Below are 13,075 nucleotides of genomic sequence, written 5' to 3' on the forward strand. Positions count from 1 at the left end.
CGTCATGGTGGGCTGCATCGGAGTGCTAGTGCAGAAAACGTTGGCAGGTAAGCCATTGCCAATCGAGACGAATATTTTTGCTTTATTACCTACAAACCAACAAGACCCAATTGCGCAACAAGCCTTTGATAAAATAGCCAGCGCGATGAGTAATAAAGTCGTCTTCCTGTTAGAAGGCTCCGATAAAAAACAACTGACTGACGCCGCGCAACAGTTTGAACAATCGATAACCACACTCGATCTATTTTCTGACATTACCGGTGAGATATCTGAATCAGATCAACAAGCTTGGGCTAATTTCTATTACCCAAAACGATTCCAATTACTTACGGATACGCAAAAAGCAAGACTCTCATCCTCTACAGGGCTTCAAACGCAATATGTAATTCAGTCTATCTACAATCCTTTTTCTGGTGTCACTGGACAAGAGTTAGCTAACGACCCCTTCTTACTTTTTCGTGATTATTTAACCTCGCTCTCAACCTTGTCTGGGGATTTTCAACTTGATCAGGGATACTTGAGCAAGAGTACTGAAGATAAGCACTACATATTGATTGCCGCTGAACTGAATGGCTCACCTTATAATCTAGCGATTCAAGATAAGCTTTCTAAGCTTGTTATTCTGGAGCAGACACTGACCCAGCAATACGCGGTTAATGTGATGCACACAGGCGTGATTTTCTATGCGACATATGGCACTCAAAGCGCAAAATCTGAAATAAGCACCATTGGGCTCGGTTCATTAGTCGGCGTAATTGCATTATTGCTGTTGGTCTATCGAAGCCCGTTGCCATTGGCCTTATCCCTACTCTCTATCAGTTGTGGATTTATTGCCGCATTTACGGGATGCCTCATTATATTTGGTAAAATCCATCTGTTTAGTTTGGTTTTCGGCACAAGCTTAATTGGGGTTTCCATCGACTACTCGTTTCACTACTTAACTGAGCGATTAGTCGCGGGAAAAGCATGGGACTCATATCGTGCACTTAAACAGATATTTGGTGCGATCACCCTCGGGTTAATTACCAGCTTAATCGGTTACTTAGGCCTGCTTGTTGCACCATTCCCAGGCTTACAACAACTGGCACTATTTTCAGCTATTGGTCTAACCGCCGCTTATATTTCAGTCGTCGTTTGGTACCCTATATTGGCTAGACAACCGTCTAAACTACAGACCTTTCCCATAGAAACTCTATCGTTCAAATGGTTGTCGCTTTGGAGTTCGACGTCATTTAAGGTTATTTTACCGAGCTTGTTGTTGATAATCGGTTGTCTTTTCCTTTCTCAAACGAACTATAACGACGATGTTCGCCAATTACAGGCAACGCCGATAGAGCTCAAACTCATAGAACAGAAAATTGAACAACTTTCTGGTGTTGATTCTAGCCAACAAATGTTACTGGTGTCAGCGGCCGATGAACAAACTTTGTTAAATAACCTGCATGCTTTGAGCCTAGAACTAGACAACTGGACTTCCCTTGGTCTCATATCTGGCTATCAAAGCATAACGCAGTATCTGCCGAGTATTGAGCAACAAAAATTGAATTTTGGTTTAGTAAAGAAACTCTATCTATCTCAAGCAAACGAATTACAAAAAGCAGTTCAACTCAAGCAGGCTCCAGTACTAAAAGACGCCTTCGTACCGATTACTGTCAGCGATTATCTACAGTCCGATAGTTCGCAACCCACACGCTTCCTCTGGCTAGGCAATATCGCAGATAAAAGCTATTCTATTGTGCTGCTTAAGAACATTACCAAGGTAACCACGGTAAAGAATTGGACCGAAGGTAATGGCGACATAAGATACCTAGATAAAACAGATGAAATATCCACTTTATTTGGTGAATATAGGGAAAAAATAACCGAGTTACTGATTGCGGCTTTAGTAGTAATTTGGTTTATTTTAGGTTGGCGATATAGCTTCAAACAAGCAAGTAAAATGGTTGCGCCGCCTATTATTGCTTCCATTTGTGCACTGGCAATTACCAGCCTAAATGGAACAGAACTAAACCTATTTAATCTTCTAGCGTTGGCACTCATTTTGGGTATAGGTATCGATTATACGCTCTTTTTTGCACAACCTAGGCAACATAAAGGCACCCTATTAGCGATTACGTTATCGGCAATGACAACTATTCTGTCATTTGGCCTTCTCGCAATGAGTAATACTCATGCCATCCACAGCTTTGGCATAACGGTACTAACAGGGATCTTCGTTGCATGGTTACTTGCTCCTATCGCAATGAATTCAAACATTGAGGGTAAACAATGACACGTTTAGGTATGACAGCTTTAAATATCAGTAAACAGACTCTAATGTCTTATTTATTATTGAGTCTATTTGGTTGCACATCACTGCAGACTCAACCAAATACGCTCGTCGATATTGCACCGAATACATCCGTACAGTTGCCACTACCTAAAGACCTTCAACTGGACATCACAGTAAACCAACTTATTATGGCAGAATGGAATGATGTAACGCACCAGTTACCTGTATTATTAGAGGTTAATGAACGCTCAGTTAGATTGGCTGGATTTTCATCCTGGGGGACACGTATTCTTAGCCTTGAGTATACCGAAGACAATATCGAATCTGATGTGCTAGCAGGGTTAGGCACATCCCTTCCCGATCCTAAGCAAGTATTGTTTTATATAATGATTACCTTGTGGCCTCAGGAAATATGGCAAACTAAACTCGATGATATCGGCTGGAAGCTAACCGAATCCACACACTTGCGCACATTATTTAATGAACAAGGCAAAGAAGTCGTTATTATTCAGTATACTAACGAAAATAAGTTGGCTGGAGACATACATATGAGAAACACACTCTCCAATTATCAAATCACTATTCAAACATTATCCTTGTCACAGACATCGATATAGCCTGGCTTTAATAAAAGAGATGAATATACATAATCAATTCCCTATTTTTATCCAAGCCTGTGGATTCAATTCAGCCTTGGGTGAGCGCCATCACGAAATCCATAAAAGGTTGCGCGAACAGTTATCTCCAGACATGGTCATGGTTAACAATCTACTCAACGATGGCCGCTCGACAGTGGTGGGGCAAGTAAGTAATGTATTGCCAGCACTACCAGAGCATCTCAGCCATTTCGATAGCCGTAATAATCGCTTAGCACTTTCCTCCTTACTACAGATAGAAGACGAAATAAGACAAGCTATTGGAAAATATGGCCGTAACAGAGTGGCGGTAATTATTGGTACCAGCACCTCTGGTATCTCAGATGGAGAAAAAGCGTTAGACACTTTATTCGACTCTGGATCGTTTCCGACTAATTATCACTACAATAAACAAGAATTAGGTAATCCTGCGGAATTTGTGGCCGAATACTTTGGCCTTGAGGGACCCTGCTATTCAATATCGACAGCATGCTCTTCAAGTGGTCGCGTCTTCCTATCGGCAAAAAGAATGCTCAAGGCCAATCTGGTCGATGCAGTTATTGTCGGTGGTGTCGACTCTTTGTGTAGACTCACCCTCAACGGTTTTCGTTGTCTCGACGCCTTGTCAACGACACTTTGCAAACCCTTTGATAAAAACAGAGATGGTATTAATATTGGCGAGGCGGCTGCATTCATGTTGCTTTCAACTGAACCCACTGAATCAAACATTGCATTATTAGGTGCGGGAGATAGCTCTGACGCTCATCATATTTCTGCTCCACATCCGGACGGTAAAGGGGCTATCGAAGCGATGACCAAAGCACTCTTCGATGCTCAAATGGACGCGAGTGAGATTGGGTATGTCAATGCACATGGCACCGCAACACAGCTAAATGACGCAATGGAAAGCAAAGCGATTGCTAGCGTATTTGGCCGTGTTCTTGTAAGTTCTACCAAGCCATTAACAGGACATACCCTTGGTGCTGCAAGTGCAGTAGAGGCAGCAATAAGCTGGCATATATTGACCTATGCATTACCACTTCCAGGTCAAATAAATGGCCACGGCCTCGATAATCTGCCTATTCAACTGGTCAAAAAAGATCAATACTTGCCACCAGCTAAAGCCATTTTAAGTAATTCATTTGCCTTTGGTGGAAACAACATAAGCCTTATTTTTGGATATGCTAATGAGTAACTATCCTTCGATAGAAACACTAATACCACACGCGTCACCGATGATATTTATCGATGAGGCCATCGCTATAGAAAAAGAGAGCATTCACTGCAGAGTCACAGTGAAAGAGACAAATCTTTTTTTTAATCAAGAATCCAATGCGATTCCGGCCTACGTTGGCATTGAGTTTATGGCGCAATCAATTTCTGCGTGGTCAGGCTACCATGCAAGTTTAAAGGGTCAAGCCTCACCTATCGGTTTTCTGCTCGGTAGTCGACGATACTATGTATCCGTTGAACAGTTTATCGAAGGCTCAGTTCTGGACATCTATGCGAATCAGATAATGGAAAATAATGGCATGGCGGTATTCAGCGGTAGAATAGAGCATGAAGGTGATGAAATTGCGCGGTGCCAACTTAATGTTTATGTACCAAGCAAAGAAAAATTACAAGAAATGAAAACGAAGGATCGCAAATGAGCAGACAAGTACTTGTTACGGGAGCCAGCAAAGGGTTAGGCAGAGCTATTGCGGTTCAGCTAGCAAAAGACGGCTTTATGGTAATCGTCCATTACATGGGGGATAAAGAAGGTGGTCAGGCAACGCTCTCTATGATTGAGAATGAGGGGGGTCAAGGCAGATTGATACAATTTGACATCAGTCATCGTCAAGAGTGCAAATCAAGATTGGAAGCAGATATCAATCAATTTGGCGCTTATTACGGCATCGTAAATAATGCTGGCATTACCCGTGACACTGCTTTCCCTGCCATGACAGAAGAGGAATGGGACGGCGTAATCCATACCAATTTAGACAGCTTTTATAATGTTTTGCACCCCTGTGTTATGCCTATGGTACAAATGCGAAAAGGCGGCCGGATTGTCACAATGGCTTCTGTCTCCGGTATTATGGGCAATCGTGGTCAAACCAACTACAGCGCTGCTAAAGCGGGGGTCATCGGAGCAACGAAATCTCTTGCATTAGAATTAGCAAAAAGAAAAATCACCGTGAATTGCGTCGCACCAGGCCTGATTGACACGGGTATGATCGACGAAAACGTAAAAGAGCACGCCCTACCTCAAGTGCCTTTACGCAGAATGGGTGAGCCTGAAGAAGTTGCCGGCTTAGTCAGTTACCTAATGTCTGATGTTGCCGCCTATGTCACTAGACAAGTAATTTCTATAAATGGAGGCTTAATATGAGTCGTCGTGTTGTTGTCACCGGAATGGCCGGTGTGACCGCTTTGGGAAATGATTGGAAGACAGTAGAGTCAAAACTTAAAGCATGTGAAAACGCCACCAAATACATGCCAGACTTCGAACAATATGATGGTCTCAACACTAAACTTGCGGCACCCATTGAAGGTTTTGAATTACCAAAGCATTACACCCGAAAAAAAGTTCGCTCTATGGGACGTGTGTCTAAGCTTGCAACACTCGCGAGCGAGAATGCACTTATTCAAAGTGGATTAATTGGCAATGACGTACTAACCAATGGGCAAACGGGTGTGGCATACGGCTCGTCAACAGGTAGTACAGACGCGGTAGGTGCTTTCGGTGTGATGCTAAATGAGAAAACAACCAGAGCCATAACCGCGACAACCTATGTCCAGATGATGCCACATACCACAGCGGTGAACGTTGGACTTTTCTTTGGTCTTAAAGGGCGAGTTATCCCAACAAGTAGTGCTTGCACATCAGGTAGTCAGGCGATTGGTTATGCCTTCGAAGCCATTAAACACGGCTATCAAACCGTGATGGTAGCGGGAGGTGGTGAAGAGCTATGCCCAACAGAATCGGCCGTGTTTGATACGCTATTCGCGACAAGCTTGAAAAACGATGCACCGAAAACAACACCAAGACCCTACGATACAGATCGAGACGGCTTAGTCATCGGAGAAGGCGCGGGGACTCTGGTGTTAGAAGAGTACGAACATGCTAAGGCCCGCGGTGCAAAAATCTATGCTGAGTTAATAGGGTTCGCAAGCAACTGCGATGCAACGCATGTCACTCAACCTCAAATGGAAACGATGCAATTTTGCATGGAGATGGCCTTAACCGACGCCAACCTAGACGCTGATAAAATTGATTATATCTCCGCACATGGTACTGCCACAGATCGTGGCGACATTGCAGAGAGCAATGCGACAGCAAATATCTTTAACGACGGTGCACCAATCAGTTCGCTAAAGAGTTATTTCGGCCATACACTCGGTGCATGCGGAGCGATAGAAGCTTGGCTGAGCATTGAAATGATGAATTCTGGTTGGTTTAGCCCAACACTTAATTTGGACAAATTAGACGAACGGTGTGGAAAGCTTGACTATATAACAGGGAACGGTCGAGAAATAGAGTGTCATTACCTAATGAGCAACAACTTTGCCTTTGGTGGCATTAACACTTCGCTCATTTTTAAAAAACACAACTGATTGATTTTTATAAACATCATAAAATGCCTTGTTATCTGTAAGGCATTTTTGCTTTATGCTTCTTCATATTTTGCTATTTATGACATACTATTTGTAAATAACAGATGTATCATTAAATGCCTAATAGATGATGAGTAAAAGTAATCTAACATCCAATACCGGTCACCGTTTTATTTCTAAAGGTAAGACCGCTTACAAAATACATATCCATACACCAGACGATACTATCTTACATCGTTCAGTGGGGTTCATTCGGATTGGCGAAAAGAAAGCACTAGAAAAAGCCCTTCAGAAAAGAAACGAACTCGGAAAAGAAATGTGGGGTAAATTTTGGCACCGACTGCTAAAAGACGCCTATCTGATGACTCGCCTTCCCCATGATTTAGAACCCAAGATTATCTATAAATCCAAAGACCCGGAAACTAGCCAAGGATATTACATTGCTAAGTGGCGAGAATACTTGGGTGACGGTAAATTTAATTACCGCAGCACGGTTTGCTCTATTGATAAGCACGGAAAACTCGCGGCCTATTCAAAAGCCAAGCGCGCGCTATTAGAAGCACATAAAGAGAATATCGATCTACTGTTGTTTATGGGTAGACTGAACAGCATTGATTTAAAGTAGCTCTTGATTTTCATACAAAAAAAACCTCACATTAATGTGAGGTTTTTTTACTCTTAACGACAATAAAACTTATTGTGCATTCGCTTCACGTTGGGCGATGAACTCTAACGCCATATTGATACGAGTCGTCACACGATCTTTGCCAACAAGTTGCATGACAACATCAACAGAAGGTGACTGACCACCACCGGTCACTGCGACGCGAAGTGGCATACCAATTTTACCCATACCAATTTCTAACTCAGCGCAAACCTGCTCAATGACACCATGAAGATTCTCTGTTGACCACTCTTCAAGCGCTTCTATTTTGCTTAGTGCCAACTCTAAAGGCGCTTTAGCAACACCGCGTAGATGTTTTTTCGCCGCCGCGGCATCAAACGCTTGGAAGTCTTCATAAAAATAGCGTGATTGGCTTGCAAGTTCAACCAAAGTATTACAACGTTCGCCGACTAAAGTGATCACGTCTTCGATAGCAGGACCATTCTCTTTATTGATACCTTGAGTATCTAAATGCCATTGTAAATGCTTTGCCACATAAGCCGGTTCTGAAGACTTGATATAGTGGTTATTTAGCCAGTTCAATTTGTCAGTATTGAAGGCTGAGGCCGACTTGCTAATGGCGTCTAGGCTAAACATTTCAATCATCTCTTCTTGTGAGAAAATCTCTTGGTCTCCATGAGACCAGCCTAAACGAACAAGATAATTGTTCAACGCATTGGGTAGATAGCCCTCATCACGATACTGCATAACACTCACGGCACCGTGACGCTTAGATAGTTTAGCGCCATCGTCGCCTAGAATCATTGCACAGTGTGCAAACGTTGGAATAGGCGCACCTAACGCTTGGTAGATATTGATTTGGCGAGGTGTGTTGTTAATGTGGTCTTCGCCACGTACAACGTGAGTAATGCCCATGTCCCAGTCATCAACGACAACACAAAAATTATACGTTGGAGATCCATCAGTACGACGAATAATCAAATCATCTAACTGCTCGTTGCTGATCTCAATTCGGCCACGAATTTGGTCATCAAATACTACGCTACCTGCTTTCGGATTGCGGAATCGAATCACACAAGGGTCACCTTCATTCGCAGCAGCATTAACCGCAACAATCTTCGGATGGTTTGCATCGTAACGCGCCATCTCTTTGTTTGCTTCTTGCTCTGCACGAATCTCGTCAAGTAGCGCCTTAGAGGCATAACACTTATAGGCTTTATCTTCACCGAGAAGTTTATCAACCATCTCATTGTAACGGTCGAAACGTTTGGTTTGATAATAAGGGCCCTCATTCCATTCCAAACCCATCCACTGCATACCTTCAAGAATCGCATCAACCGCTTCTTGAGTTGAACGTTCTATATCGGTATCTTCAATACGTAAAACGAATTCACCACCTTGGCTTTTAGCGTAAAGCCAAGAGTATAGTGCTGTTCGTGCACCACCAACGTGAAGATAGCCTGTAGGGCTAGGAGCAAAACGAGTTTTAACCGTCATTAATAAATACCTTAGAAAATTAAAGGTGCAGCTGAAATGCTGCATAGATAAATACCCAAAATAGTTGGTGGTGCAGCTAGGCGACAAGTAAGCAAAGCCCTAAAAACATAGATTACTATGCGGTAGGGGTAAGCGAGCGCCGTCAACAACGATGCAACTTCAAGTATGACGGGTAAAGACAAAAGTAGCGGTATTTTAACACCGTGTTGCTCTTTTTCTCAATAATTCCTTTTATCTACATGACAGTTTGGCAACTAAAGTGTTGACCTTACCTTAGGGTTAAGGTTTATCTTTACGATAACAGCATAAAATTGGAATGAATTATGACTCAGTTTGATATATCACTTAGTGGCTTAAGTTGTGGAAAATGCGTAAACAAGTTAACCCAGAGCCTAGCCCTCCTTTCCGACACCGAGTTATTATCTATTAACAAGACATCCGTGTCGGTTAATACCTCGCGCCCATTACAGGAGATCATCGCTGATATCGAACGTAACAAATATCAAGCTGGAAACCATATAACACTTAGTCTCTCGGGTTTACGTTGCGGTAAGTGTGTCGGAAAGGTGCGTGATAACTTATCGACAAATACACAGATTGCCCGATTTGAGGTTTCCAAAACTTCGCTGTCACTCGTCACCACGCTAGACCAGAATTCCGTGATAGAGATAGTGGAAAGCCTTGGATTTAATGCAACACCTGAAACCGATGAACATGTAGACCCAAAACAAGAATCAGATCCAGAAGCCAAAAACATCCTCGAAATGGCGGCTTTAGTAGAACCAAAAACCGAAACCAAAGCCTTCATTCAAAAAACATTGACCTCTCCGCAATCAAATACGCTTAACCTTGTTTTACAAGGCATGACCTGCGCAAGTTGTGTAGCTTCTGTAGAGAAGGCCTGTCTCACCGTTAACGGGGTGCAAAAAGCACAAATTAACCTAGCTGAGCAGAGCGCAGTTATATCCACAGATATCGACGATAACATCCGTGATTTGTTATTGAAGTCAATCAAAGACGCAGGATACAGCGCATCCATTATTGAAGACGAGGCAAGTCAGCAAGCCGAACTTCAAGCCGCGCATATTAAAGCTCAAACAAGACACAAAAAAAGCACTATTATCGCTCTGTCTGTGGGCGCTCCATTAATGCTATGGGGGCTTTTTGGTGGCAACATGATGATACGCAATTTATCAGATCAATTGGTCTGGGGAGGTATCGGGGTTGTCTGTCTCCTGTTATTGGCAACCGCTGGTCGGAGTTTTTATACCAATGCGTGGCAATCATTGATCCACAAGCGCGCAACCATGGACACGCTCGTCGCTCTTGGGACTGGCGCGGCATGGTTCTATTCAATACTGGTTGTTGTCTTTCCTAGTTGGTTCCCAGTGGCTTCAAGACATGTCTATTTTGAAGCCAGTGCAATGATTATTGGATTAATCTCGCTTGGGCACTATATAGAAGCGAAAGCCAAACTACGCACGACCGAATCGTTACAATCTTTAATTGGCCTTCAAGTGAAAACTGCCACGGTTCGTCAAGGAGACGAAGATATTGTAATGCCGATCGGTTCCATCACACAGGAGATGTTATTACTGATAAAACCCGGAGAAAAAATCCCTGTCGATGGAGACGTGGTAGAAGGTGAATCTTACGTCGACGAAGCTATGTTGACAGGAGAACCTATCCCAAAGCTAAAGGTTATCGGTGATAATGTGTCAGCGGGTACGATTAACAACGATGGCAGTCTGTTTATTCTCGCCACAGGGGTTGGCAACCAAACCATGCTGGCAAGAATCATTCAATTGGTTCGTCAAGCCCAAAGCAGTAAACCGGCTATCGCAAAACTTGCAGATTCAATATCGGCAGTATTTGTCCCTGTCGTGGTTGGCATTGCGATTTTTTCTGCGCTCATTTGGTGGTGGGTTGGCCCAGATCCTAAAGCCAGTTACATGATGATTGTATCGACCACGGTCCTAATTATAGCTTGTCCTTGTGCACTCGGACTCGCCACCCCGCTTTCTATTACCGTAGGGGTTGGCAAGGCGGCAGAACTTGGCATATTAATCAAAGACGCCGATGTGTTGCAAAACGCCAGTAAAATCGACACCGTCGTTTTTGATAAAACCGGGACATTAACGCTTGGTAAACCATCTATTCAAGAACTTGAGGTTCTAAATGGCATGGATGAAGAGACATTCTTACAATCCATTTATGCACTCGAGAGTCATTCTGAACATCCGTTAGCCGGGGCTATATGTCAATTCGCGAAGGAGAAAAACATACCCTTGAACGCGGCAACTGAAGTACAAAATCAAAGGGGTAAAGGTTTATCCGGTAAGGTCTCGGGCAAGACGGTTTCTGTAGGCTCAGTTAATTTTATCCGCTCTCAAGGTATTGAGATTGAAGACAACCATATTTCGAGCTATTTGGCTAAAGCGCGGACCGTAGTAGTGGTAAGTATTGACCATCAATTCGCGGGAATAATCGCCATTTCAGATCCCATTAAAAAGGACGCACTTGAAGCAATCACATTACTACAAGCAAATAAAATAAATGTCGTATTATTGAGTGGTGACAATCAAATCGTTGCAGAGAAAATTGCGAAAGAGATCGGTATAAAACAAGTCATTGCCGGCGTTCTCCCAGACGAAAAAGCGCAACATATACAAAACCTACAATCGTCAGGAAGGATAGTGGCGATGGTCGGTGACGGCATAAATGACGCACCTGCATTAGCACAAGCCGATATTGGCATCGCAATGGGCAGTGGCTCTGATGTCGCGATAGAAAGTGCTCAAATGACCTTGCTCAATTCTTCTCCTATTGCTGTAAATAGTGCCATTGAGTTATCAAAAGCAACGGTAAGGAATATGAAGCAAAATTTATTTGGAGCCTTTATCTATAACGCCATTGGCATTCCAGTTGCAGCCGGAGTTCTGTATCCTATGTTTGGGTTCCTACTTAGCCCCGTATTTGCAGGAGCGGCAATGGCGTTATCTTCAATAACGGTGGTCAGCAACGCCAACCGATTAAGATTTTTTAAAGTAAAATAGGCCTTACATAATTCGAGAGATTTAATGAACACTGTAATCAAGACATCGCTGACGCTTCTTTCTCTAATATTGAGCTATTCTGTCGCAGCAGAACCGCTGTATTTTAAAGCAACCAAAGGTGACAAAGAGTTAATGATACTCGGGTCGATCCATATGGGAAACTCGCAGATGTACCCGTTGCCAGCCGCGATCACCGCGTTTTTACAAACAAGCGACGCCGTCATTACAGAGATTAAGCTAACGGATGATACACCGACAGTGAGTATTGATGCTCAGTCGACAGATGAAGTACTCAATGAAAAGCAGAAAGCACAACTAGAAGAGATTAATCGTCAGTTGGGGTTCAGCCCCAGAGCTTTTTTAACAAGCCCAGCGTGGCAGACTGCCATAACGCTACAAATATCTCAATTTTCAAAAATGGGCTTTAGCCAACAACTCGGTATAGATACCTACATTACGGAGCAAGCCACCAATCTTGACAAGACAATATTGGCATTAGAATCTATAGAGTTTCAATTGGGGCTATTTACTAACGATCCAAAAGTAAGCCAATTATTATTAACGGACACCATCGAGAACTGGAAAGAAAATGTAAAGGTAAGCGAATGTTTAGTCGAAAGTTGGCATGCAGGCAATAAACAACAGCTTGCTGAACTCTCTATCCAAAGTGCTATTGGGGATGAGCTCGGTGATCAGTTTATCTATCAACGAAACCACAATTGGGCCAGTAAACTCGACTCGCATTCATTTATTGCAGAAGGGAAGTTTTTAGTCGTTGTCGGTGCTTTGCACCTTGTCGGAAAAGAGAATCTTCTTACGCTTTTATCAGAGAAAGGATTTAGCATTACTCAACTTTCCAAAGAGAACCCGATCGATTGCCTTTAAGCCAAATATTACATTCCTCTCTTGTTAACGTCCCACATTGTGGAACAATAACAAGAGAGTGAGTGATATGGTCGGATGCAGCGGATTCGAACCGCTGACCCCTACTCCCCCAGAGTAGTGCGCTACCAAACTGCGCTAGCATCCGATTAGGGCATTGATTATATGTCAAATTTTTATTCACGTCACCTCCACTATCACCGTCATTCCCGTGAAAACGGGAATCTTTGTGGGTTTAGATCCCCACTTTCGTGAGGATGACGGAGTTTGATGTCTTAAGTGAAGAGCTGAATTTGAGAACAGGCGAACCCTCGCCCCTATGTTCCTACCCTCTTTCTATGTTTATTCTTTTCTAGAATGCAAAAAGCCCCGTCATTAGACCAATGCCGTTCGGTTAGTGCCAAATACTTCGTCATTCCCGTGAAAACGGGAATCTTAGATCCCCATTTTCATGGGGATGACGTTGGTTTTCGTGAAAATAGGCCCATTTTAATCGAGATGACAGGTT

At 43.1% G+C, this 13,075-nt stretch carries 10 protein-coding genes and 1 tRNA gene; 9 read left to right on the plus strand and 2 right to left on the minus strand.

The genetic code is table 11. The features are described 5' to 3' along the window. Window positions 1–4: 4 nt before the first annotated feature. The 7 genes from AACW90_RS22210 to AACW90_RS22240 all read left to right on the plus strand — a co-directional run bounded on the left by AACW90_RS22210 (window position 5) and on the right by AACW90_RS22240 (window position 7,132). Window positions 5–2,272, plus strand: coding sequence for an MMPL family transporter (locus AACW90_RS22210; RefSeq protein WP_390239120.1), 2,268 nt, complete (start codon window positions 5–7; stop codon window positions 2,270–2,272). Beyond that, window positions 2,269–2,889, plus strand: a complete 621-nt coding sequence (locus AACW90_RS22215) for a DUF3261 domain-containing protein (RefSeq protein WP_390239093.1) — start codon at window positions 2,269–2,271, stop codon at window positions 2,887–2,889. Before AACW90_RS22210 ends, AACW90_RS22215 begins: the two co-directional genes overlap by 4 nt. 19 nt (window positions 2,890–2,908) lie before the next feature. Then, entirely contained in the window at window positions 2,909–4,102 is a 1,194-nt protein-coding gene (locus tag AACW90_RS22220) for a beta-ketoacyl-[acyl-carrier-protein] synthase family protein (RefSeq protein ID WP_390239096.1), read from the plus strand. Then, window positions 4,095–4,559: a hotdog family protein gene (locus tag AACW90_RS22225; protein ID WP_390239098.1), complete on the plus strand. Its 465-nt coding sequence runs from the start codon at window positions 4,095–4,097 to the stop codon at window positions 4,557–4,559. Before AACW90_RS22220 ends, AACW90_RS22225 begins: the two co-directional genes overlap by 8 nt. Next, window positions 4,556–5,281: a 3-oxoacyl-ACP reductase FabG gene (gene fabG, locus AACW90_RS22230; RefSeq protein WP_390239100.1), complete on the plus strand. Its 726-nt coding sequence runs from the start codon at window positions 4,556–4,558 to the stop codon at window positions 5,279–5,281. The genes AACW90_RS22225 and fabG overlap by 4 nt, the downstream gene beginning before the upstream one ends. Beyond that, window positions 5,278–6,507, plus strand: a complete 1,230-nt coding sequence (locus AACW90_RS22235) for a beta-ketoacyl-ACP synthase (protein WP_390239102.1) — start codon at window positions 5,278–5,280, stop codon at window positions 6,505–6,507. Before fabG ends, AACW90_RS22235 begins: the two co-directional genes overlap by 4 nt. Before the next feature lie 130 nt (window positions 6,508–6,637). After that, window positions 6,638–7,132 (plus strand): Fe3+-citrate ABC transporter substrate-binding protein, encoded by a 495-nt coding sequence (locus AACW90_RS22240; protein ID WP_195705103.1) that lies wholly within the window; start codon window positions 6,638–6,640, stop codon window positions 7,130–7,132. Between the two features lie 69 nt (window positions 7,133–7,201). Here the strand turns inward: AACW90_RS22240 and gltX are convergent, their stop codons facing one another. After that, window positions 7,202–8,629, minus strand: a complete 1,428-nt coding sequence (gene gltX, locus AACW90_RS22245) for a glutamate--tRNA ligase (protein WP_390239105.1) — start codon at window positions 8,627–8,629, stop codon at window positions 7,202–7,204. Window positions 8,630–8,952: 323 nt separating this feature from the next. On the opposite strand from gltX, the gene AACW90_RS22250 reads away from it, so the two are divergent. Continuing rightward, window positions 8,953–11,685, plus strand: coding sequence for a heavy metal translocating P-type ATPase (locus AACW90_RS22250; RefSeq protein ID WP_390239108.1), 2,733 nt, complete (start codon window positions 8,953–8,955; stop codon window positions 11,683–11,685). 24 nt (window positions 11,686–11,709) lie between these two features. Next, window positions 11,710–12,570 carry a TraB/GumN family protein gene (locus AACW90_RS22255; protein WP_390239111.1) on the plus strand — a complete coding sequence of 287 codons (861 nt, stop codon included), beginning with the start codon at window positions 11,710–11,712 and terminating at the stop codon, window positions 12,568–12,570. A 68-nt stretch (window positions 12,571–12,638) separates the two neighbouring features. On the opposite strand, the gene AACW90_RS22260 is transcribed toward AACW90_RS22255, so the two are convergent. Further along, window positions 12,639–12,715, minus strand: a tRNA-Pro gene (locus tag AACW90_RS22260). Window positions 12,716–13,075 lie beyond the last annotated feature (360 nt).

This window comes from Vibrio frigidus, assembly GCF_042465995.1.
Taxonomy (GTDB): domain Bacteria; phylum Pseudomonadota; class Gammaproteobacteria; order Enterobacterales; family Vibrionaceae; genus Vibrio.

Coding starts and splice junctions, on each gene's coding strand:
- AACW90_RS22210 (WP_390239120.1), top strand. CDS start 5: ATGGTGGGCTGCATCGGAGTGCTAGTGCAGAAAACGTTGGCAGGTAAG.
- AACW90_RS22215 (WP_390239093.1), top strand. CDS start 2,269: ATGACACGTTTAGGTATGACAGCTTTAAATATCAGTAAACAGACTCTA.
- AACW90_RS22220 (WP_390239096.1), top strand. CDS start 2,909: ATGAATATACATAATCAATTCCCTATTTTTATCCAAGCCTGTGGATTC.
- AACW90_RS22225 (WP_390239098.1), top strand. CDS start 4,095: ATGAGTAACTATCCTTCGATAGAAACACTAATACCACACGCGTCACCG.
- fabG (WP_390239100.1), top strand. CDS start 4,556: ATGAGCAGACAAGTACTTGTTACGGGAGCCAGCAAAGGGTTAGGCAGA.
- AACW90_RS22235 (WP_390239102.1), top strand. CDS start 5,278: ATGAGTCGTCGTGTTGTTGTCACCGGAATGGCCGGTGTGACCGCTTTG.
- AACW90_RS22240 (WP_195705103.1), top strand. CDS start 6,638: ATGAGTAAAAGTAATCTAACATCCAATACCGGTCACCGTTTTATTTCT.
- gltX (WP_390239105.1), bottom strand. CDS start 8,629: ATGACGGTTAAAACTCGTTTTGCTCCTAGCCCTACAGGCTATCTTCAC.
- AACW90_RS22250 (WP_390239108.1), top strand. CDS start 8,953: ATGACTCAGTTTGATATATCACTTAGTGGCTTAAGTTGTGGAAAATGC.
- AACW90_RS22255 (WP_390239111.1), top strand. CDS start 11,710: ATGAACACTGTAATCAAGACATCGCTGACGCTTCTTTCTCTAATATTG.